Raw genomic sequence first — 24040 nt, 5'->3', positions numbered from 1 at the left:
CTGTAGATGTCCAATATTTCATAGCCATTGGGTTCGTGAAAGACAACCCAAAAGTAAGCTGGCATCATGCACCGCGTTGGCAAACCAATATTGTTAAATAGTTAATTATCTGCCAGTTAAGCGGATCTGTGTATTGGTAATAGTACATTAACATATACTTTACTTTCACATAAAACGTAAACCGATTTTCGTCTTAGGAAACACAAACCTCGCTGGGAACGCTGGAGCTGCCGAGAGGCCAACGAGTAAACGTACTTCCACTCGGTCAGTCGCCATCCGAAACCCGGGATCAACTATTCACTCGACTATCCGTCACCTACGTTTCCCGGCAAGCAACTTTAGGGTCACAGAATCTAACCTTACCCTTGCAGCATTCGTTAGCTGATATAGTCTACAGATAAACTATAGACTGTGTCAATTACCCTACTCAACGATAGAATACAACAGCATGAACGACAATCAATTGAGCAGACGCCAGGTCATTGGCGGTATCGGAAGTGGTTTAGCCGCTTCTATGATAGCCACCCCCGTCCTAGCTACTCCTACCTCCGACAATACCCCGTCAGCGGCTCCGCCTGCACTGGTAGATCCCACCACTAAGTACCCCAAACCGCCCTTTAACTCACCCATGCAACCCTGGCCGGGGCTGGCAAGTAAAATGAACCCCCGCCCCGATCATGGTGAGACCAGCTATAAAGGGTCAGGCCGTCTGGCAGGTCGGAAAGCGTTAATCACGGGGGGCGATTCGGGAATGGGTCGGGCGGCAGCCATTGCCTATGCCCGTGAAGGAGCCGACGTAGCGATTAATTACCTGCCGGCCGAGGAACCCGACGCCAAAGAGGTAATTGAGCTTATCAAAAAAGAAGGCAGAAAAGCGATTGCCATTCCCGGTGATATCCGAAATGAAGCCTTCTGCAAGCGGCTGGTCGAGGAAGCCGTCAAAGGCCTGGGTGGTCTGGACATTCTGGTCAGCAACGCAGCCCGTCAGCAAGCGCGGGAGTCTATTCTGGATATCACGTCGGAAGATTTTGACGCCACCATAAAAACCAATATTTACGCGCCGTTCTGGATTATCAAGGCGGCCCTGCCCCATATGCCAGCCGGATCAGCCATCATTGGTACAACATCCGAACAAGCGTATGATCCCTCGGCTAACCTGTACGATTACGCGCAGACCAAGGCGGCTACGATGAATTTCGTCAAGTCGCTGGCCAAGCAGCTGGGCCCCAAAGGCATTCGGGTAAACGGCGTCGCGCCGGGTCCCATCTGGACGCCTTTACAACCCAGCGGTGGAGCTACCCCGGAAAAGCTAAAAACCTTTGGCGGTGATACCCCGCTGGGCCGTCCTGGACAACCCGCCGAACTAGCCTCGATTTACGTACAACTAGCGGCTAGCGACGCCAGTTACGCGACGGGGCAAGTATACGGAGCTGCCGGTGGCAAAGGCCAGCCTTAAGCCTGGATCAGGTGGTGTCATTGGATTGTCATTATTGCTGAAGAGACGACGGCTTCATAGTTGATCAACTCACCCAGGAGCCACTATCAGTATGGGCTGAAGTGGCTCTTGGATTGGCAATCATAGCTTGCTACGCCAGTCCATGTTCAATGGCAAATTTTACCAAATCGGCGGGTTTATTGATGCCCAATTTGAGGTTGATGTTGTTACGGTGCGTTTTTACCGTTGCCACGCTCAAAAACAGTTTCTCCGCTATTTCTTCGCTGGTGAGACTCTGCCCCACCAAGCCAATAATCTCGATTTCGCGTTTGGTCAGTTGAAACTGCTTCATGAAAAAATCGTCGGCGTGCAGGTTCACCTTGTGGGTTTGGGTGAGTTTAGGGTCATAGTATTTTTTATCGGCCCGCACCGTTTCGATGGCGTTAATGACCTCGTCCACGCCGGAGTTTTTCAGGATGTAGCCGTGTACGCCCATCTTTTTGCAGTCGTCCACAAACTTGCGGTCGTTGTACATCGTTAGCACAATTATTTTCAGGCCAGGTACCTGTTTCAGCAGGTGCGCGGCAACATCCAGGCCGTTGGTATGGGGCATATTGATGTCTAGCAACAGCACATCGGGCATTAGCCGGTTTACGGCATCCGGTACGTCTTTACCGCTGAATACCTGCCCCACTACCTGTAGGTTGTCCTCGGGCGAAAGCATCATCTTCATGCCGTCATTGAACAGTTGATGGTCGTCGGCAATCAGGATTTTTGTTAGCGTTTTCATAGTCAAAGAATGAGCGAGCACTGTAATGGACAGTGAAGGGGTGTATTCGAGAGTCGTTAAGCTATCCGCGAATCAGAATTATTGGTACGGGATTTCGATAATGGTCGTTACACCGGTAGGCGAGGCATCCACATCGAGGGTTCCCTGAATGAAATTAACTTTGGATGTCAGGTTGTTATAAATCGGGGTGCGGGGGCCGTTGTCTTCGGCAATCAGATTCAGGGTCTGGTGATTAAAAATAAGTTGCAGCGTAGCCTGCGTAGCCGTCGAATTTTTCACAATGTCGTTGATAAGTTCGGACGCAATCCGAAATAATTGCACTTCGGTGGCGGCATCGAATCGACGTTCCTGACCCACTACCACGTAATCGAACTGTACGGTGCTATTTTGACTTACTTTATCGACCGTTTCGGCCAGCGATTTGGTCAGTCCCAACTGCGCGAAGTTTTTGGGCATCAGATTGTGCGAAACCGTGCGCAGGTTCTCCACAGCCCGGTCCAGCAGGCTGCGAGCCTCACCCAGCATCGGAAATCGCTCCCGAATTTCGGGCTTTCGTAGCGTACTCGACACGTAGCCGATGGCGGTGGAGAGCATGGCCCCCACGTCGTCATACAGGTCTTCGGCAATACGGTTACGTTCCATTTCAAGGGCGTCGATGATTCGCTGCGATTGTTCCTGCTCACTCCGATGCAAGGCAGTCAGGAGCGTTTCGTTTTGTCGGCGGTAGTTGGCAAAGCCGAAATAAAGAACCCCCAGCGACAGTACCAGCAAATCCACCAGAAAGCTGATGACAACCAGTGCTTCGTTGGTGAACGTAAGCAGCGGATGCCCGGCCCGCGTGAAGACGATGTTGGTAAAGAATACGGTCAGTGTCAAAAAATGCACCGCTGTAATGGCTCCGTAGAACCGGATAATCGGCTCGGCCCGGTGCCTGCGCTCGTAGAGACTCACGATGGCCAACGGAATAACCAGTAGCGAGAATAATAGCGTTAGTCCAACCAGCCAGCGAAAATAAAACGACGGTACGGCACGAAAGACCAGTAGCAACACCGTGAACAAAGTTGCCCCGATGATGAGATACTTGAAGCCGTTGACCCACCGAAACACCCGGCTGTTTTGGCCCGTTTGGCCAATAAACCGCTGCATAAACTGCACCTGCGCCAGCACGATGAACCAGGCCGAGAGCGTTTGCGGATACCAGTCATTAATGATGGGGTGGGTGGGCCACAGGTACTGAAAGCTCAGGCCCGATGCCGCCCCAAGGTGAAACGTGTGGAGCGCGATGACGGCCATGAACCAGCCATAGAGCGGGTCGGCAGTGGCAGCCCAGACCACACCGTTCAGCAACAGGATAATGAGCGTAATACCGGCCAGAACACCCCAGCGTAAGTACCGCTGATGGCTGTACTGCTCAAACGCATCGGGCAACCACACGCGCACCGGCGCATTCAGAATTTCGCCGTGCTTGGCCAGTTGGACAAACACATCGCTGGGCAACTGCGCATCGGGCAGGAGCGGAAATACCCAGTTGTAATGAGAAAACCGGCGCGACCCAAACGGCAGCGAGTCGCCAGTGCTGACCTGACGAACAATCTCTGTACCAACAAGCTGGAAGAAGTTCACCTGATTGATGCGTGGGTTGTCGATTTCCAGATACAGCCCTCGGCCTCGGGTTGCCGGTAGGCTCAGGTGCAGCCAATAGCTGGCCGTCGTGTAATTGGCGAGCAGCCGACCACCAGGCAGCGGACGAAAGCGGTGCCGGTTATAGAGCACCTTAATTTGGCTCACGGTCAACTGCCGCGTGGAATCGGTAAATATTTCAAGCTGAACTATATTTTCTGGCAAAGCATCCACGCTCAGCCGGGCTACCGACTGAGCACTGGCCGCTGACGACAGCATCAGACTGAGGTACAGCAGCAGCAGTATGTAAACATTTCGTTTCAAAGGCGTTGCAAATTGGGCAAAGCTAACCGAACCCGCCCCGCTAAAACATACTAACTTGTTTGTATTTTTCATTATCCGGCTACGTGCACTACCGTACCGTTTTTGTCGGATGTCAGGGTAAGGGTTGCGCCCAGGGTTTGAGCACGGGCCTGTAGATTTTTCAAACCGATCCCTCCCTGATTTGGCGCAGAATTGGTGTCGAACCCCTGTCCATTGTCCGATATGGTCAGTTGCCAGTGGCCGGAGTCCTGCCGAAAAACTACCCGGCACTCGGTGGCGTAGGCATGTTTGAGTGCGTTATTGATCAGCTCATTGGCAATCCGATAAAGCTGTTGGGTTTGGGTAATGGTCAACTCCGGGGCGTGGCTGTCGTTTTCGTAGGCGAAGGACAGCTGCACCGTACCGACCTGACTGCGTTGCCGGACCAGTTCGGCGAGGGCCATCGGAAGGCCCTGCTGCCTAAGGTCAGCGGGCAGGCTGTCGCGGAGAATCTGCTCCAGGCAGGCATCAGTTTTGTCAATCAGGCCAAGCGCTTCGGTGAGCAGGGGCGCGGGGGCGAGCGTGCTCAGCAGCGAGCGGGTTTGGGTCAGCCGCCCCCCCACATCGGTCAGGATAAGGGCACCTACCTGTTGTCGTTCCGATTCCAGCACATCGATAATTGCTTCGTTCGTGTGTTGACGGGTTTGGGCCAGACCAATCTGCAACCGTCGCTGTTCGTCCAGCGATTTGCGATAGCGATAGGCCAGCAGGTATAAAAACACAACGAGATCGATAAAAAAGACGACCATCGAAATTAGGTAAGGCTCCACCAGAAATACACTTCCGCGCTGATGGCTCATCATGTTCTGGCCCAGTACAACCAGTTGTCCGGCAATTTGAATACCAAACCCAATGCCGTAGAGCCGCTTTACCGTGTCGACACTTCTTAGCCCGACTACGGTATTACCAATAATCACAAAAAGGCAGCCGATGGCCATAACGGTGTGTATCTGCCGGATAAGTTGGTTCGCGCCGGCGTACGATTCGGCAACACCCGTTAGCTGGCCGATCACCAGCCCGATGAAGAGGGTAAAGAAGGCGTATTTAAATACCTGAGTGGCCCAGAATGCCCGCTTGGATTCGGTACGGAGTTCCAGAAAATGTTGTTGAAACAAGAGCGTAGCGGGCAGGTATAACCAGAGTGCCTCAATAACGGGGTCGGGCTGATTAATGGCTGGAACGCCGGGCCACAAAAACTGAAAACCGAGCCCGCTATCGGCAAACTGCCGCAGGGCCAGCCCAAGAATGTACAGGCCAAAATACCCATACAGCGGGTCTTTCGTGGTGAGGTAAAACAGAAACGACAACCCGACGACTAAACCGATTACGCCACAAAAAAGACCCCATAAAAAATACGCCCGCTGTTCCCGGTCCTCAAAATCGCTGGTGCGCCACAGGGTCAGTTCAGTGGCCAGGTTCTCGTAGCGTTTATCGAGCCGGAGAAAGTAGTCTGCCTGCTGGCCAGTCTCTACGTTCAGCAGGTAGGCAAACGTTTTAGTGGGCGAAGGCCGCTGCGCGAAGGGCAGGCGGCTGCCAGTTTTTCCCAGCGAGGTAATTTGTCCGTTTCTCAGCTCGAACAATTCGAGCCGGTCGATGGTGTGGTCCCGGATTTCAAAGGTCAGCTCTTCGGTCGCCCGGTCGGCCACCAGGCGAAACCGAAACCAGTGAATCGACTCTGTATAACCAAAATTGATCCGGCGTTCTCGAATCGGCATAAATGCAGCCGGTGTGGTGGATTCGCTGATTCGCACCACATCCTGTACCGTAGCATGACCGCCCGTGTCTTCCCAATGGCTATATATCGTAGCCTGTTCCGGCAGGGCGCTTATGGAACGCAGATGGTACGTTGCCAACCCCAGAAAGGCGGCTACTACCCCCACAAACAGCAGGCTGAGGTTTCTAATCATACCCGAACCGGATTAGCGATGAGTACGCTTACCATTACCGAATTCCCCTCGTCGTTGGTATCGATGAGCAGTTCGGCGCGGAGCAACTCCGCCTTGGCCCGCAGGTGCGCTACGTCGGCATCGGGCGCGTGGACTGGCTGGCCGTCGTCCTCCACGGAGAGGGTCAGGTGATGCTCGTGGTAAAGTAACTGAACGGTTACTTCGGTAGCCTGTGGGTGCTGCCGACCGTTGCGAATCAGTTGGGTGGCTAAGCTGAACAGCAGTTGCCCGCGCTGTTCGCCCAGGGGCCGGGCCTCGCCCAGCGTCACGAACTGTACCGGCACCCCCCGGCTACCCAGTTTGTGGCTTACTTCGGCAATGGCATCGGCTACGGATTGCTCCGCCAGTTGCCGGGGCATCAATTGATGCGCCAGGGTCCGCAGTTCGTCGGCAGCTTCGTCGATCAGCATTTGTGCCTGTTGCAGCGGGTCTGACGGCTTCGTTCGAAACAAACGGGAGAGGAATCCTTTAGCCGTAGAGAGCAGCGGTCCAATGTCGTCGTGCAGGTCCTGGGCCAGTCGTTGCCGTTCGGTTTCGAGTGATGTAATAACTTGCCGCTGGGCCATCTGCTGATTGTGCAGTAAATCCAGTTCCAGCTGTTGATTCTGTGCGCTGGACTGCGAATAGCGATAGGTTAGTCCATACGTAAAAAACACGATATCAATCAACACGCTCAGGCCCATAATGGCGTAACTCTCCACATCGAAGGGCAGGGACCAGCCCCGCACCTGGCAAAAATTCATGAACGCGACCAGGGCGTAGCCGCTGAACTGAACGGTAAGGGCGTAGCTATAATACCGTACTACCCGATCGTCGGGGTGTTTTTTGCGGCTTTTCTCGTACAGGCTCAGAATCATTAGTAAGGCCATCATGGGCACAAAGCAGGTGGTAGCCAGCGACTCCAGTTTGTACATATACGTTTCGCGGCCCGGCACTTTGATCCAGTGTACAGCGATGGACACAGCCAGGGCTGCGGTTACGCTGATTTTAAAGGCACTGACCCACCCAAATAACCGGCTGTTCTGGCGGTTCTGACGGATGAAATACTGCATGAAGGCAAGCTGCGTCACCATCGTTGCCCAGACGTAGAGGTACACCGGCGAAAACTCGTTCAGGTACGGAACCGTTGGCCACAGGTATTGAAAGCCCAGCCCCGAATCGGAGAAAATATGCATCGTTACGAAGTGCAGATACAGGCTGTACCACGCGTAAATCCAGTCACGCAGGGCCAGCAGCATGACTAAGTTCAGCACCAGTAGTATGAGGATGATACCCACGTAGATGCCCCACAGGAAGTATTCGCCCCGGTCGGCGGCCACAAATGCCGGACGGTGCCAGAGCTGCATGGTAAACGACAGGATGGCGTGGGGTTGTTTCATGCGCAGATAATACCCGGCCTGCTGCCCCGCCCGCAAGCTGATGGGAAACACATAATTATTGTTCTGATAGGGTCGCTGCGCGTACCGAAACCGGTCGCCGGTTGGTCCGGCGGTGTGAATACCGGTCTCGTCTACGGCATACAGTTGCAGTTCGTCCAGGTTGGCGTACTCAATTTCGAGCATCAGCCGGATTGACTGCGGGGCATTAGCGGGATTTTTCAGGGCAAAATACAGCCAGTGGGTGGCCGTGGTGCTGTACCCGAAATCCTGCCGGCTGGTCAGGCTCGCCGAAGTCTGAAACTGCCCCGTTCGCTGGCGTTCCATAACCTGTTGAATGCTCAGTTGACCCGTCGAATCAATCAAATACGCCAGATGCCCCCGGAGCGACACCTCACCGCCGATATCGAACCGGACAGGCACCACCCCCGCCGGCTGCCGGATTGACTGTGCATTACCGAAACCGGTCAAAAGCAGAAAGATCCACAGGAAATAGGCGCGTTCCATGCTGATACTCAAGAGGAAGTGTCAAAAGAACGCCTTTTGGAATGAAAATACAAACATGTTGGTATGGATTCGCCCCTGGCTCATCCGCCACCTTTGTATCACCCAAACGGGACAAAATCTTTCTCTTTTTTAGCCAGATCAATTAAAACCATGAAAAAAGTAAACTTAGTAATCGCCCTCGTTTTCGGCTTCGCTGCCACATCATTCGCCCAGCTCGGCGCGGCAAAATGCGCCTGGGGTCAGGAACAGTCTCACGGGGACTATCCGGTAGTGTTATTCAATAACATTGTTACACACGGGATTTTGGACAGCGAGGGAGAGCCTGCCTATTCCGTTTCGTTGAGGGCAGATTACACCACCAATACAGCAAATAATGTGTACCTGATCGAAAACAAAACCGGCAAAAAATGGTGGATGAACCAGGTTACTCCCGTTGGTAATACTCTGCCAGGAATTTGTAGCGGCAATAAGGGGGCAGACCTGAGCAATGCAAGGGCGTACCGCTCACCCATGACTAAGGTTGTGGTGTATGTTTCCGTACGGGCTGAAGACAACAAGTTTGTGTTTGTGTTCGTCCACAAATCAACGGACGTCGTATTCAAACTATAGGTGGTCTGACTGCGACAATCAAGAAAAAGGCTGGCCTTACAGGTCAGCCTTTTTTGCTGGTGTACATCCTGTAAAATACAAACAAGTTGGTATGGATTCACCCCTGGCTCAACCACCACCTTTGTACTACAAACCAAACAACCAAAATCGGCATGAAAACGCTAAACCTCAACCAGTTAATCGGCACACAAACGGCTTCGACAGGAGCCACCAAAACAATCGGTATCATCGGGGCCGGAGTCAGTGGCTTAGTCACGGCCAAAACCATGCGCGAACACGGTTTTGAAGTGGTTTTATTCGAGAAAGAAGCCGAACTGGGCGGGGTCTGGACCAGCACCCGCCGGTACCCGAACGTAACGACGCAGAACACCCGGGACACGTATACCTTTTCGGACTTCCCAATGCCCAAACATTATCCCGAATGGCCCACCGGCGAGCACGTGCAGGAATACCTGACCAACTACGCCCGCCATTTCGACCTGCTGCCCTACATTCAGTTCAGCACCACCGTGAACCATGCCGAACCCATCAACGACGGACATGGCGGCTGGCTACTGCACACGGCGCAAAACGGGGTTACGGGCCAAATTGACGTTGATTTTCTGGTGGTTTGCAACGGCGTGTTCAGCGAACCCAACATGCCCACGGTTCAAGGGCGGGAATTGTTCGAGGGGCAGGTTATGCACAGCACCGCCTTCCGGCAGGAACATCTCGACGCGGCTAAAACGCGGAAAGTAGCCGTAGTAGGCTTTGCCAAATCGGCCCACGATATTCTGTCGCAGGTGAGTTCAGTTTCCCATAAGCCGGTGTGTATCTACCGGGAAGCGAAATGGAAAATGCCGCGTATTTTCTGGGGTCTCAACTTCAAATACCTGCTGCTGCACCGCTTCGGCGAGTCGCTGTTTCCCTACCGGGTTCTGTATGGTATTCATAAGTTCCTGCACGGACCGATGGGTAAACCCGTTACCACGTTCCTGGTCAAAAGCATTGGCAATCTGGTAGCAGCCCAGCTCAAACTAAAACAAAGCGGTCTGCTTCCCGATAAGCCTTTCGACAGCATTGCCAACTGCTCTATTGGCCTGACTTCCGACAACTTCTACGAGCGGGCTGCTACGGGCGACATCCAACTCGAAAAGGGCGAAATAAGCCGGTTTGAAACCGACGGCGTTCGGCTGACTAATGGCAAAAAAATAGAGGCCGATGTGGTTGTGTTTGCTACCGGCTTCCGACAAACGGTACCGTTTTTCGATGCCCGTATCAGTCAACGGCTGCGCAACGCCAAAGGCTGGTTTCAACTGTACCGAAACGTACTCCCCGCCGATGTGCCAAACCTGTCCTTCGTAGGTTATAACCCCTCGCTGTTTACACCCTTTACGTCCGAACTGGCCGCACACTATTCGGCGCAGTACGTGAAAGGGCAACTCGACTTACCGGATGCCGAGGGGATGAAAGCCGAGATTGCCCGGCATCAGGCATGGCTTACGCAGCGGGTGCCCCACGGGCATTCGTCAGGTACGTGCATCATCCCCTTCTCGTTCCATCACGCCGACGAACTCATGCGCGACATGGGTCTGAAAACGCGCCGGACCGGCAACCCGGTGAAGGAGTTTATGGCCCCATTTAATCCGGGTATGTACAAGGGATTGACGCAGGAATTGCAGGCACTGAGTTTAGCAAGAAAGCCAGCGAAAACGACTGATTATCTGGTCGAAGTTTAAAAAAGCAAACTGGTTGGTATGGCTCCATTGTCCACCATTTTTGCGTACCCAACAAGCTGGACTGTCCGCTTCGCTCCCGGTTACTACGCACAAAATCCCGTCTCAATGCAGCTACTCCCGATTGATATTGACGACACAAAAAACAACCGTTTTCGTGGCAATCCAGCTTGTATGAACGTGCTGGATGTGTACCCGGACTATTACCTGCCGCGTCACCATCCAGGATGACGAAGATAGTGAGGTATTGGAATGGACCTTGACAGCTATAACCCACTTTCCGGCACAGTGAGCGCCCAAAGCGGGTCAATGGAAGACGCTACCGAATCAATTGTCTGCACGGCTTTTTAGATAAGCACCTAACCATGAGTCCCTTTACCAACTTCCTCGACCGAATAACCAACTGGAAAACCTTGCTGTTCCTGTTGGTACTTTACGTGAGTTTTCCGGCCTACTGGCTTAAAAACGCCGAAGCCACCATGAATCAGTTAGCGGGTAAAGCCATTGGCCCCATCGACCTGACGGTTGGGTTTGATCCCACCCGGACGCTGACGATGGTCGCCGATTACGGCCCGGCAGCCCGTGCGTATTATACCAGAGTGGAACTGACAACTGACCTTATTTACCCGATTGTGTACAGTATGCTGTTCGGGGTAATCCTGACCATGCTGCTTCGTCACCTCCCTGGCAGGTGGGTTACGCTGCTACCGTTCGTCTGTCTGCTGTTCGACTACCTCGAAAATGCAATCATCGTAACGATGCTTACCAGCTACCCTTCCCAATCAATACCTGTGGCGGTGATAGGTGAGGTAGTCAAGTTAGTGAAGTGGCTTTTGGTTAGCACAAGTATCGGGCTAATTCTTTATGGTCTGATGTTGAACGTGTCAGGCCGGATTACACCAATAAAATCCTGAATCTGAAACCAGATAAATCTGATAACGCCGGTCAATTACCGGTCAGTCTCTCGTCCGTCCCCACTAGTTAGGGACGGACTTTTTTATGAACAATCTGCTCATTACCAGAAAAATACAAACAAGTTGGTATGGATTCACCCCTCCTGCATGTACCACCTTTGTATCACCCAAACGGGACAAACAATACTCATTTTAACCAACGGCCAATTGCCACAACAAACCAATATCATGAAAAAAGTACTCAGTATCCTCGCCCTTTTCCTGATTGCCTTATCCGGTTTCGCCCAGCCCGCCAAATACTCCTTCGAGGAAGTATCGTACAGCCCCGGTGAGCAGGAGAAATACGTAACCGTTTATTCGTCCGATATTGTGGATGTGAATGGTACACCGAAATACACATTGAAAGTTATCATCGACGTTAAGAATAACAAACTCAAGGAACATTCGGGCTTATACCTAGAGGAGACGGGGAAGACTGGTTCGAAGTGTATGAGCACTGTCAAGCACATCAGCCATCTTTACTTAGGTTCGCCCAACACCGGTGGCGTAGAGGCTTACGCCCACAGCAGCTTCGGCACCAACGTTGTTGTTTATTTTCTGGCTGGTGCTACCACGTCCGATACGTTCAAGTTCCTAATTTACGCGCCATCGGGTCCGACAAATATCAAGCTGTAATCAGGTTCGGAATTATGGACCGAGCCCGGCACAAACTATCCTCTTTTTAACCCCCTCAAACGCCAGCGAATGACCCCGGTCTGCTCGCTGGCGTTTACGTTTTCATACCAGTCCATAGTCGCCACAATACAGGCTTTTGTGTTGATAATGAGTAAAATACAAACTTGTTTGTATGGATTGACGGACGGTAAAGAGGCCACCTTTGTCAGGTAACTCAGGCACGACAAATACGGTGAAAACGCTCTTCCTTTTTCTCATTTTCTCAATCTTGCCAAGCGCTTTGCTAATGGCCAGGAAGGGGATAGTTTATCTGGATACAAATTCGCTGTCGCAGCCCGACTCCACCCGCCCGGCCCAACCCGCCCTGCTACTCACCGGCGATATTGAGTTGACAAAAAGCTTCTCTGTAATGCGGGTTCAGGAAGGGACTTTTGTGCAGAGTACCCCCTGGTATTTAACCGGCAACTTGGTTCTGGCAACGCGTGGTGGCTGGACCATTCCCATTCAGGGCATGTGGAGTTCGCCCATCAACGGCTACGGGCAGGCGTATAATGCCATTGGCGTCAGCCCGCGCTACAGGAACTGGCTGACACTGCACGGCGGCTACCGTAACCTGGAGTTCTCGCCGTTTACGCTGGCGGGCTACACTGTGCGGGGCGCGGGCTTCGAGCTGAATCCGGGCCTGTTACGGGTTGGCCTGATGGTGGGGCGGTTTAGCAAAGCCGTTGAGCCAAGCGCAACCGACCCCGACCGGCCGGCCACCTTTCGGCGAATGGGTTACTGCGCCAGAATTGGTGTTGGTACTGATCGTACCTACCTCGACGTGATTTTGCTCAACGCTGCCGACGACGCCAGTTCTATCCTGCCCGACAGTACGGGCTACCTCACTCCCGCCCAAAACGTAGTGCTGGGACTAAGTGGCCGGATTCGGGCCAATAAAAAATTAACAGTCGAGTTAGACGCAGCTGGCAGTTCCTACACCAGCGACACCCACGCGGAGCCGCAGCCTACAGCACCGGTCGATCGTCGGTCTAAGTACGTAAATTACCTGAATGGCTACAGGCACTTAATGCCTGTTAATTCGTCAACCAGCATCCGTACGGCCTTGCAGGCATCGCTGAACTACCGCCTGAAGTGGGCCGACCTACGCCTGCGCTATACACGTGTTGAACCCGGCTATCAATCGATGGGTGTCAATTATTTGCAGACCGATATTGAACGGGTTACGGTAGCCCCCACTGTTCGATTGTTTAAGAACCGGCTCCAGTTCCGGAGTAGCGTGGGCTGGCAACACGATAACCTGACCGCTCAGAAGCGCACCCGTACAGACCGGCTAATTGGCTCGGTAAGTACCTCATACACATCGGACGACAACCTGACGCTCGACTTGTCGGTGTCAAACTATGGCCTGACGCAGCAGGCGGGCTACCGACCTCTCAATGATACGACCCGCATCGCGCAGAACAACCGAACCCTGTCGGGCAGTGTGTTCAAATCCTGGACCGGGCAAGGTCAACTGCACACCCTGAATGGCTCGGTAATGTACCAGGCATTACAGGACCTCAATCCGTTTACCGCCGACAACAACCACCGTCAGAACTGGACTTATACGGTCAGCTACACCAGGCAAAATCCGGCGACCGGGCTGGACCTGAACTTCGGCTATACCTACACGCTCAGCCAGGCTACAGCGATGAGTTTTCTCTTTCATGGCCCTACCGTGAGCATAGAGAAAAAACTATTTACCAATAAGTTAAGAGCTTTCATACTAGGCAGTTACCTTAAAAATAATCAAATCCTTGCTGGTGAAAGGCAGCAGGGGTTTACCATAGACTATACGCTCACCTTCGATTACCAGTTAACGCCGGTGCATCGGTTATCGATAAGCGGTACAACCGGTATCAATCGGGGGGCGCAGTCCTATCGTCAGCAGCAGGGTATCGTTCAGTATACCGTTTCGTTCTGAAAACGATAACTGGGGTAATAAGCAGGCAAGGGATATAGGATGTTGGCCGTACTTATAAATTGTAGTGAGCTTCCGGGGACATAAATCAGTAGCTTGTCTCAAGATTAAACATCAGTCGAAGTCGTCCACGAAATCATCCGAATAATTGCAAGACAAAACAGTCAATACGTTTAATATCTGTCAAATACGATCAGCGAGCAGAGCACACACATAAGTTACCGCAGCCTAAATGATTTGAGATTGAGACTATAACGTTTTGTTTATTACTGCAAAACAACAAATAAGCTCAGCGGCCAAACCCTGAAACCTCCATTTCTTCTCCAATTAAGGTTCGGGTCACCGTCACACAGCTAAAACGAAAATAGAATAGCCGTCACCTGATAAATTCTTGATGTATGAGCAACGCTACTAGTACAAGGCGAAAGTTTCTTGGACAACTTTCACTGTTTACCACCATGCCCTCAATTTTATATAGCAATAGCCCTCTAAAGAAGAATAAGCTTCACCGTATCGGTTTTTTGAGCGGGGCAGGTGTGCTGGAACTGGAGAAATATTTCACGGAGGAGCTCCAAAAACTCGGGTTTACAGAAGGAAAAAACATCCATATTGAAAAAAGATTGGCACAGCCTAATAGTACCGATGGAAGTATTATGGCGGCCGAACTGGCACAAATGGATCTGTCTTTAATTGTGGTCGGTTCACTTCCTTTTGCGCTTGAAGTTCGAAAGAACAATCCACAAATGCCCATGGTTCTTGCCACCTGTCCCGGTATGGTCAGCAACGGATTTGCTAAAAGTTTGCCCCATCCGGGCAGTATATACACCGGCATAGACGAATTGCCCGATGGCATTACCGCAAAGCGCCTTCAACTCTTGACAGCCGCTGCTCCCTCGATAACCCGTATTGCCTTGATTTCCGCAACGCCCGGAATCGGTGGTCATGAAATCCAGCTTTTAGAAGCCGAAAAGAGAGCCGCAACATTGGGTGTAGCCGTTAAGTCTTATCGGGTCGCTTCCTTACCCCAGCTTGAAAAAGCATTGGACGATTTACTCCGTGATGGCATGAATGGAATGCTCACCTTTCAGGGCGCCCTCACCTTGGCCAACCGTAAGCGAATGGTAGAGTTCGCGGCCCAAAACCGTATTCCGGCTATTTATCAACAGGCCGTTTTTGCCGAAGATGGCGGATTAATGGCCTGGGCACCGGACCTTGCCCAACAATTTCGGCAAGCCGCCCATTATGTTGACAAGATATTGAATGGGGCAAAGCCAGGCGATCTGCCTGTAAAGCACCCAGAAAAATACTATCTCACGTTGAATAATACCGCAGCTAGCAAAATAGGCGTACGATTTTCTCAGCAACTGCTGGCAGAGGCAACAAAGGTCGTTGAATAAACTTCCTCCTATAGTTATTCAAACTGATCAATAGCGACAATACCTTTCTCCTGCTCAGCTACCGTCCAGAAAAATCTCACACGCTATCCTACCAGAACGCGTTAAGACTGGCTTTTTAACGCATGAGGCAAATAGCCAAACCGCTTTGCCCTAACTGGTTTCATACAAGATCGATTCTTCGGTTTGTCCCGCAAGCTTAATGATCGCTTTATAGCGCAAACCTAATCTCTCGAGCAGGCTGATGGAGCGCTGGTTACCAGGAGCCGTGATCGCCACAATACGCTTCAGGTCTAGTGTCGCTCGCGCGTAGGTCAGCACTGCCGATGCGGCTTCATAGGCATACCCCTGCCGGGTGTACTCAGGCATGAAGGCAAAGCCAATATCGACGTCGGCTAAGGATTCCCGCTTCAGAAGTCCGCACAAGCCAATCGGCAGACGACTCTCGGTCAATGTCACCAAATACAGGCCAAAACCACGCTGGTTATAACTAGCCACCGGGCCGTTGAGGATGTAATTACGGGCATCGGCGAGATTCCTCACTCCGCGATCACCGATAAACTCTAACCAGCCAGGCGTATTCAGCAACGCAAGTATGAACGGGGCATCTTTCGTTGAAAGCTGGTGCAGGCATAGCCGATCCGTTTGGAGAACACACATGCAAAAGTTGATAACGTATTGAGTTGTAACTAGTATAGCGAGTCTGATCCGGTTTTGGTACCAGCTCATTTATAATCTGCGACAAAAGGACTTTTTCTCCCGACCATAACCTGTCTGGCGGTTACGGCTTGAGCCTGGAACGGTACCGGGCTAAGGTAGCCGAACGCGGCCCGGCCCAACGGTAGCGCTCTCGGTTGTTTCCCCCCGACTCAGACAGGTAGCGACAACCAGGAGTAGCGTAACGACACAGGTTATGGTTCGAATGGCGTGCAGCCGGTTCCAGGGTTGCTCAAAGGCCAGGCGGCAGGCCTTTAGTTCGTCCGGCGAGGCCTTCCCAAGAGACACCGCATCCAGCCCTTCGTTCAGGGGAACGTTACCGGCGACCGTTACGCCAACGACCCCAATGGCGTAGAGAACCGAAGCCAGCAATAACAACCAGAAGCGAACCGAAATCGGTTGACTGTAGTGCATCCAGGTACAGATCGGCAGCAGCACGAGCGTACCTATAAAGCTGAGGAAAAAAGTCGGATTCAGGATCGCCCGGTTGATCGACTGCATGGCGGCCAGGTAAGCCCAATCAGGCAGTTGGTGAAGCCCCGGATTCACGGAGCACGAATAGGCGTAGAATAACCCGGTGATTAACGCGGTCGTCATCGCCGTAGCTGTCAAAACCAGGATTTGCATGAGATACGGTTGTGTTTATGCCGATGCGTTCAGGGCTTGACCGGACACCATTCCAATCTACAAAAAAAACCACGCTTTGCAGTAAACACCCGGATATGGGCCGCGCTCTTCCGCCTGGCTCACCAACATGACGTTAAACCACAGCCTGGCGAATTGGCCCATGTTACAGATGGCTCCAGCTACTACTTTAGCTGCGCTGGCATCAGCCAAACAAGCAGTTAACTATCTCAGCCAAGCCGCTTGCTCAGTCCATAGAGGGTAAAGAGCACCACCAGCATCAGGAAGGGCGGGGCCAGCGTACCTGGTTGCGGGTTTACAAATGCCCACGAGGCAAAGGCCCCGACGAAGTTAATAGTAAAGCCAGCGTAGGCCCACTCAGTCAGGGTCCGAAAACGGGGTTGCCATAGAGCAGCCACACCCAGGAGTTTGGCCGTACCAACGATGACCAGCACGTAAACGGGATATCCCAGTTGCCGCATCACCTCCTGACCAGTCGCTTCGCGTAGAACACCGGCTACACCGTCCATAAGCATGGCTAACGAGAACACAATAAATAATGACCAGTACGTCATCCGGCGTAACCGGCCAGGTCGGGATGGGGTTGGGTTAGAAACGGGTTGGGTAATGGCTTCCATAGTCTGATTTGATTTAGAGTGAACATTTTCCATAGATACTACGCAAAAGTACGGCTGTCTAACCCCGCGCCGGGGGGAGAATTCCGACCAATAACGGGTTGAATGCGACAGCGCATTGGTGTATCTTCACCGTATGAAACACATCTCTATTTTAGTACCGGAGGGCGCGATTCTGGGTAGCATCGAGGGGCCGCGGCAGGTACTGACCGAAGCCAACAAGTACGGGCTGGCTCAGGGCGGACCTGCTCTGTTCGAGGTGCAGCTGGTGGGTCTGAGCGAAACGGTCCGAGTGGCAGGAGGTAAATACACCGTGCGTACGGATGCCCACCCAAACGATATTGACCGCACTGATCTGATTCTCATCCCGGCCCTGGACGGTGATCTACGCCAGACGGTAGCAGCCAATCAGGGTTTTGTCCCCTGGATCGTGGACCAGCACCGGCGGGGGGCCGAAGTGGGCAGTCTGTGCGTAGGTGCCTTTCTACTGGCTTCAACCGGACTGCTGGACGGACGACCATGTGCCACCCACTGGATGGCCGCCCGTGAGTTCCGGCAGTCGTTTCCGCAAGTGAAACTGATTGAAGATCGTATCATCACGGACGAAGCCGGTCTTTATTCGAGCGGGGGAGCCTTCTCCTACCTGAACCTGATTCTATACCTGATCGAGAAATACGCAGGCCGGCCCACGGCGGTGTTTATGGCCAAGGCGTTTCAGATCGAGATAGACCGCCACAGTCAGTCGCCATTCATCATCTTTCAGGGCCAGAAGGAGCACGCCGACGAAACGATCAGGGCGGTGCAGCAGCATATTGAGTCCAACGTCATGGAACGGCATACGGTGGATGAACTGGCTTTGCAATTCGGTATCGGGCGACGTAACCTGGAACGGCGCTTCAAACGGGCCACGGCCAATTCGGTGGTCGAGTATATTCAGCGGGTGAAGATCGAAGCGGCTAAGCTGCAACTGGAATCCTCGCGCGACAATATCAACGAAGTGATGTATGGGGTGGGCTACGCGGATCCCAAAGCGTTCCGTCAGACGTTCAGAAAGATTACCGGTCTCTCCCCCACTGACTACCGCCAGAAGTTTAACCGCGCCACGGTCGTTTCAGGGTAACGGAAAACAAGGTATCCACGGTAATCGCGCCGACCAGTACTCCTCCAGCGGTATAGGATCGTAGGCTATACTGGAAACGAGGGGGTTATGTCGAGTTTAACCGTCAGTTAAATCGTTCACAAAAACCTCCGCGTTGAACTGAACTGGCGGCCACGATTTTTATAATCGCTGTCAACTACGACCCATGGCATACTATGCCTATGTGAGTGGTAATAATTGACAGAAACAAGGTAGATTGTCCTTGTATTGACATCCGGCATGGAGTCAGTATTCATCCCCTAAACCAAGACCAATCATGACAAAATCATTTCTTATCCTATTACCTGCTCTATGGCTGAGCTCAACTTCGTTCAGCCAGGCCCAAAACGTTAATTTAAAACCTGTATGGGAAAGCGATACGACACTTCGTACGCCCGAAAGCGTTTTGTTTGAACCGGGTCAAAAAATCCTGTACGTAGCCTGTATCAATGGTAGCCCTACGCTGGAAAACAAAAGCAGCTACATTGCCAAATTAGGGCTGGATGGCAAAGTGATTCAGTTGAAATTCACGGACAACCTCAATTCGACCAAAGGCATGGGTATCTTGGGAGACAAGCTGTATGTGACCGAAATGACACAGGTCGCCGAAATAGCGCTGGCCACCGGAAAGATCCTGAACCGGTACCCGATCGAAGGCGCTAAATTCCTCAATGACATTGCCATTGATACCAAAAAAGGCGTGGTGTATGTCACGGACTCGAACGACAGTAAAGTGTGGGCCATAACCAACGGAAAAGCCAGCCTTGTTTTAGCCGGCGAGCCGCTTAAAGGCACCAATGGGCTTTTGTTTGAAACCGATCAATTACTGATTGGCAACGGGGAAGGCTCCCTGCTAAGTCTGAATCCGGTAACCAAACAACTCCGTACAATTGCCAAGGTAACCGGCGGTATCGATGGCATTGTGGCCTTAGGCAATAAGACATACATGGTCACCGAGTGGGCCGGAAAAGTTTGGCACATTCAGGCCGATGGGACGACTGAGCTAAAAATGGACACTTCTACGCAGAAGATCAGCTCGGCTGACATTGGCTACAATCCAGCGGCAAAAATGCTGTTCGTACCTACTTTTTTCCATAATACGGTAAAAGCCTTTTCTCTCAACTAAGCCCGCTGAAGTCTGTATGGAATTTCAAATTCCATACAGACTTCCACTTTCTTCTATTTCTTTCCCGCCCACGAGCTACAAATTCAAGGTCACCATTCAGCGATGTTCGTAAGACTGGCGACTTACCTTCCCGGAGCCTGTTATTCCGTCCCTGCCGGCAAGCATATGGTGAAGGTGGTCCCTTTATTCTCTTCGCTCGCCACGCCCAAGTGGCCCCGGTGCAGCTCGACAAACTGACGGGCAATGACCAGACCTAAGCCTGTACCCTGAATGCCCGCTGTATTGCTGGCCCGAAAGAAAGGCTGAAACAGGGCCGCTACTTCCCCCGCCGGTATACCAATACCCGTATCGGTTACGGTCAGCACTATACGCGTCTCCTCAAAGCCGATATGCAGGCAGGGCGAAGCACCGTTGGAAAACTTAAACGCATTCGAGAGCAGGTTGACCAGCACATGACTCATCAGCTTCCCATCGACATAAACGGGACGGGGCGTCCCCTCGATGCGCAACGCAACGCTGCGCTCATCGAAGAGTCGTCCCTTAAAATGAAGGTCGATCAGCTCGTCAATCAGCGCGACCAGGTCTACCCACTGGGGAGTAAACGCTATTTTCCCCGCGTCAATTTTACCGATCGTCAGCAAGTCCGAGAGCAGCGTACTAAACTTTTTGATCTCTTTTTGAATAACCCCCAGATGATGCCGAACGGGGGAACCGGCCTTGACCGGGGGTAAATCCAGGTACATACTGATGAGGTCGACACTGGACTGAATGGTAGTCAGGGGGGTTCTGAATTCGTGGGAAGCCGTGGAAACGAACTGGGACTTGAGCTGATTGAGTTCCTGCTCCCGGTATAGGGATTGCTGGAGGACAAACTCTTTTTCTTTCTGGCTGGTCACGTCACTGGCCAGGCCAATGTGACGCAGCACTTTCCCCCCTTCATCGCGGATGCTAAAGCTGCGAACCATCAGCCAGCGTAGTGGCTCGTCTTTTTGCTGTAGTCGATAGGTTAATTCCCCTGCTACCCCGGCCCGGTACTGCTCCATAAATAATAGAACATCAGGACGGTCTTCGGCCAGAACGGTCTCCATAAAGAAGAGGGGCTCGGCCTGTAATTGCTCGAACGTTGTGTGCCATACCCGCTGGCAGGCGGGATTGATATAAATTAACCGAAAGGGTTCGGCCGAATGAATCCAGAACACCTCGTCGACATTGTCGGCAATTTCCCGAAAGCGCTGCTCACTCTCCTGAAGTTGCTGCTGAGCCGCCTGCTGCTCCACTTTGGCCTGTAGTAACTGCATATCCAGCGCCTGATCCCGTAGTTCCTGTCTCTGTTGGAGTACTTCCTGGGTGCGCACCCGCACCTGGTGCTGTAAGGCTATCTGCTGCGCCTGGATGCGCCTAACCCGCAGGCGATAGGCCCCGTAAAGGCTACCGGCCAGCAACAGCACAACCAGACACCTGAACCACCAGATCTGCCAGAAGGGTGGTTGAATGATTATCCGAAAAGCCGCTCCCTGTTCATTCCAGATCCCATCATTATTAGACGCTTTTACCCGAAAGGTATAGGTGCCGGGCTCCAGATTGGTGTAGGTTGCCACCCTTCTGTGGCTTTTCAAATGCCAATCCCGATCAAAACCCTCCAGTTTATGGATGTACTGATTCTTCTGGGGTACGGAGTAATTTAAAGCCGCAAACTCGAAGGTCAGCGTTGATTGGTCATAGGCGAGGGTAACCTGATTGGATCGAAGCCAAACCGGTTGGTTGAAAATACGAAGCTGCGTGATGACCATAGGCGGGACAAACGAGTTATCGCGCAAACGATCAGGATAAAAGCTTGTCAGACCGTTGATACCCCCGAAAAACAAGTTACCCCGCTGTCCTTTAAAAACCGATATCCGGTTGAATGCCCCTTTCTGTAAACCATCCTCGGCCCCATAATTCCGGAATGTTCTGGTTTTAGGGTTGAATACCGATAGGCCTTTATTGGTGCTCATCCAAAGGTTTCCTCGGTCGTCGCTGCACATCCCCTGAATCACCTTATTGGCCAAACCCTGTTTTTCGGTATACGAGACAAACGACTGAGTCCGGGGCTCAAACCGGTTCAGCCCACCGTAGGTACCAACCCAAACCTGGTGCCGAACATCTTCGTAGAGGCTGATCACTAAGTTATGATTCAGACTACCTGGAACTGCCCGGTCGTGACGATAAGAGCGGAAAGTGCCGCTGCGGGTATTGAGTACATTCAGGCCGTCTCCTTCTGTACCAATCCACAAGTTATGATTATGATCATACCACAACGTACTGATATAACCTTGTGTAAGGTGGCCAGGATGAGTTGGGTCGGGCCGGTAATGGGCAAAAGTGCCGGTTTTTTTAGTGTAACAACTGATACCACCCCCCATGGAGCCTACCCAAATCGTCCCTTTTTTTCCCTCTACAATGGCTGTAACCGTTTCATGAATGAGCCCTTTTGCGTCATCACGCTGGGTGAAGTTGAGGAAGTCACCGGACTCCTTTCGCCATAGGCTCAGTCCCCCTTTATAACTGCCAATCCAGATATCCCCATCGCTATCCTGGTAGAGGCTCATAATAAAGTTACTGCCAACACTGCCCGGATCGGCGGGGGTATGCTGGTAGTAGACATAGCGATTGGTAGATTTCATCAGGACATTCACCCCACCCCCATCCGTTCCGATCCATAGGTTGCCCTGCTGGTCTTCCAGAACTGCCATCACATTAGGATTATTGAGGCTGTTAGGGTTGTTGATATCCTTCTGATAGCGGGTAAATTTGGCTGGCTGGTGATCAAAAAAATTAATTCCTCCGCTGTAGGTTCCAATCCACATGTTACCGCTTCGATCCCGGCAAAGGGCATAAATAGAACCATTATTGAGCCCGTCGGGATCATTCTCCCGGTGGAGATAATGGGTAAAAGCAGTCCGGCTTTTATTGAGTACGCTGATGCCTTCGTTTTCGGTCCCTATCCACAAATTCCCCTGCCTGTCTTCCCCTACGGTATTGATATCATCATCGACGACCGAGTTGGCCACCGCCGGATCGTGCCGAAAATGGGTGAACGACTTTTGATCCCGATTCAACAGATTCAATCCCCCGCCTTCCGTAGCCACCCAAAGCCTCCCCTGCGAATCTTCAAACAGCTTTTTTACCAGATTATGGCTTAAGGAGGTTTTATCTCCTGTTCGATTTTTATACTGATGAAACGTGCCGGTTACGGGATCAAGCCGGTTTAAACCACCCCCGTAGGTGGCTACCCAAATCTGCCCCTGATGGTCTACCAGTACATCCCGAAGCACATTTTCACTCAGGCTTCCTGGGTCACCGGCCTGATGTTGGTAACGGATGAACGTACCACGGGTCGGATCAAACTGATTGAGTCCGCCTTCGGTAGCGATCCAGAGATTACCCTGCTGATCTTCGGCGATGGCCACGACGTGATTGCTGCTGAGGCTTCGGGTATCGGTTTCAGAACTGACAAACCGGGTAAATCGCCCGGTTTGCTTATCAAACCGGCATAGTCCCCCGTCATCAGTTCCGACCCACAATTGTCCTTTTCGGTCTTCGTAGAGAGACAAGACAAAATTATCGCTCAGGCTATTCGGTTGAAGGAGATCGTTCTGGTATACCGTAAAGGAGTACCCATCGTATTTATTGAGGCCATCCTGCGTCCCATACCACATAAACCCCTGCTGATCCTGGAGAATGCAGGTTACGTTACTTTGCGACAAGCCTTCGTCGGTGGTTATATGTTTAAACGGTACTTTGCCGGTTTGGCCTTGGACTGATTGGGAAAGGAGAAACGAGGCCAGTAAGACAGCCGCAAGAATTTTCATATAGGGCTCGAAATTGGCCTGCTCCCTCAAATTAACGCTGAACCAGTTTAGTCCGAAATACATATCCACAACCGCCCCAAGCACAATTGACGGACATACGGGAGCGCTGATTCAATTCGAGGGTATTCAATCGTTTTTCTTTTGCTGATTTCAGGTAGGTCGTAAATACTCGTATGATTCCGCCGGTTTGAGCTATGATTTAGTTCTCCCATTCTTAATCGACTCGTTCCAGGAGCCTTCCGTTCCGCTTATTTTAAGTAAGCATAAACGGGTAAACGTCAGTTTAGGTGCGCTTCTGGGTTAACTTCTTTAAAGTTAGTGGATTTATCTTGTTTATCTATTTTTAAATTAAATAACAAAACCTGCACTTTGTTTACATCGTTCGTACACGCTAGCTTCGGCGGAAAACATCTGTATGAGATCATCAGGGCTTACGCACCTGTACGCACGTGAATCCGGGCGGGCACGTCCATCCGGCGGAACGTCAAGGCATTGCTGAGCAAATTTTTAAAGAGTTGCTCCAATTGCATGGAATCACCCAACACCGTTGGCAGGGACGGTCGCCTTTTTGTAATTGATAGCCCGGATCTTCCATGTTGACTTTTGTATCGGTGCCGTTGGAATACGGGCAATGTCGCCCAA

The 24040-nt window shown here is 52.0% G+C and carries 17 protein-coding genes; 9 read left to right on the top strand and 8 right to left on the bottom strand.

The window, feature by feature from the left end; all coding sequences use genetic code 11:
* The first annotated feature begins 448 nt into the window (after nt 1-448).
* Nucleotides 449-1456, top strand: coding sequence for an SDR family oxidoreductase (locus FH603_RS21950; RefSeq protein WP_280529224.1), 1008 nt, complete (start codon nt 449-451; stop codon nt 1454-1456).
* A 130-nt stretch (nt 1457-1586) separates the two neighbouring features.
* Here FH603_RS21950 and FH603_RS21945 read toward each other — a convergent pair whose 3' ends face one another.
* The 4 genes from FH603_RS21945 to FH603_RS21930 form a co-directional block, all read right to left on the bottom strand.
* Nucleotides 1587-2225 (bottom strand): response regulator, encoded by a 639-nt coding sequence (locus FH603_RS21945; RefSeq protein WP_186740019.1) that lies wholly within the window; start codon nt 2223-2225, stop codon nt 1587-1589.
* 78 nt (nt 2226-2303) lie between these two features.
* On the bottom strand, nt 2304-4169 hold the full coding sequence (locus tag FH603_RS21940) for a sensor histidine kinase (protein WP_186740017.1): 1866 nt from the start codon (nt 4167-4169) through the stop codon (nt 2304-2306).
* A gap of 71 nt (nt 4170-4240) precedes the next feature.
* Nucleotides 4241-6115 carry a sensor histidine kinase gene (locus FH603_RS21935; protein ID WP_186740015.1) on the bottom strand — a complete coding sequence of 625 codons (1875 nt, stop codon included), beginning with the start codon at nt 6113-6115 and terminating at the stop codon, nt 4241-4243.
* Nucleotides 6112-8049 (bottom strand): sensor histidine kinase, encoded by a 1938-nt coding sequence (locus FH603_RS21930; protein ID WP_186740013.1) that lies wholly within the window; start codon nt 8047-8049, stop codon nt 6112-6114. The genes FH603_RS21935 and FH603_RS21930 overlap by 4 nt, the downstream gene beginning before the upstream one ends.
* Before the next feature lie 51 nt (nt 8050-8100).
* Here FH603_RS21930 and FH603_RS21925 point away from each other — a divergent pair, with 51 nt between their 5' ends.
* From FH603_RS21925 to FH603_RS21900, 6 genes are all read left to right on the top strand, one after another.
* Nucleotides 8101-8646, top strand: a complete 546-nt coding sequence (locus FH603_RS21925; RefSeq protein WP_235985272.1) for a hypothetical protein — start codon at nt 8101-8103, stop codon at nt 8644-8646.
* A 152-nt stretch (nt 8647-8798) separates the two neighbouring features.
* Entirely contained in the window at nt 8799-10364 is a 1566-nt protein-coding gene (locus FH603_RS21920) for a flavin-containing monooxygenase (protein ID WP_235985273.1), read from the top strand.
* 362 nt (nt 10365-10726) lie between these two features.
* Entirely contained in the window at nt 10727-11275 is a 549-nt protein-coding gene (locus tag FH603_RS21915) for a hypothetical protein (protein WP_186740011.1), read from the top strand.
* Between the two features lie 228 nt (nt 11276-11503).
* Nucleotides 11504-11950 carry a hypothetical protein gene (locus FH603_RS21910; protein ID WP_186740009.1) on the top strand — a complete coding sequence of 149 codons (447 nt, stop codon included), beginning with the start codon at nt 11504-11506 and terminating at the stop codon, nt 11948-11950.
* A 286-nt stretch (nt 11951-12236) separates the two neighbouring features.
* Entirely contained in the window at nt 12237-13916 is a 1680-nt protein-coding gene (locus tag FH603_RS21905) for a hypothetical protein (protein ID WP_186740007.1), read from the top strand.
* Nucleotides 13917-14371: 455 nt separating this feature from the next.
* Nucleotides 14372-15310, top strand: a complete 939-nt coding sequence (locus FH603_RS21900) for an ABC transporter substrate-binding protein (protein ID WP_186740005.1) — start codon at nt 14372-14374, stop codon at nt 15308-15310.
* Nucleotides 15311-15460: 150 nt separating this feature from the next.
* Here FH603_RS21900 and FH603_RS21895 read toward each other — a convergent pair whose 3' ends face one another.
* From FH603_RS21895 to FH603_RS21885, 3 genes are all read right to left on the bottom strand, one after another.
* Entirely contained in the window at nt 15461-15967 is a 507-nt protein-coding gene (locus FH603_RS21895; protein ID WP_186740003.1) for a GNAT family N-acetyltransferase, read from the bottom strand.
* A 150-nt stretch (nt 15968-16117) separates the two neighbouring features.
* Nucleotides 16118-16651, bottom strand: coding sequence for an anthrone oxygenase family protein (locus FH603_RS21890; protein WP_186740001.1), 534 nt, complete (start codon nt 16649-16651; stop codon nt 16118-16120).
* Nucleotides 16652-16878: 227 nt separating this feature from the next.
* Nucleotides 16879-17286, bottom strand: a complete 408-nt coding sequence (locus FH603_RS21885) for a DoxX family protein (protein ID WP_186739999.1) — start codon at nt 17284-17286, stop codon at nt 16879-16881.
* A 133-nt stretch (nt 17287-17419) separates the two neighbouring features.
* Between FH603_RS21885 and FH603_RS21880 the strand changes: the two genes are divergently transcribed.
* Both FH603_RS21880 and FH603_RS21875 read left to right on the top strand, forming a co-directional pair.
* Nucleotides 17420-18403 carry a GlxA family transcriptional regulator gene (locus FH603_RS21880; protein WP_186739997.1) on the top strand — a complete coding sequence of 328 codons (984 nt, stop codon included), beginning with the start codon at nt 17420-17422 and terminating at the stop codon, nt 18401-18403.
* 295 nt (nt 18404-18698) lie between these two features.
* On the top strand, nt 18699-19547 hold the full coding sequence (locus tag FH603_RS21875) for a hypothetical protein (protein WP_186739995.1): 849 nt from the start codon (nt 18699-18701) through the stop codon (nt 19545-19547).
* A 140-nt stretch (nt 19548-19687) separates the two neighbouring features.
* Here FH603_RS21875 and FH603_RS21870 read toward each other — a convergent pair whose 3' ends face one another.
* Complete coding sequence (locus tag FH603_RS21870) at nt 19688-23398, bottom strand: two-component regulator propeller domain-containing protein (protein ID WP_186739993.1); 3711 nt, start codon at nt 23396-23398, stop codon at nt 19688-19690.
* Nucleotides 23399-24040 lie beyond the last annotated feature (642 nt).

This window comes from Spirosoma utsteinense (assembly GCF_014282275.1).
In the GTDB taxonomy this organism is placed as follows: domain Bacteria; phylum Bacteroidota; class Bacteroidia; order Cytophagales; family Spirosomataceae; genus Spirosoma; species Spirosoma utsteinense.
The sequence above is the reverse complement of the archived record's forward strand: the minus strand, read 5'-3'. Positions and strand labels throughout refer to the sequence as shown.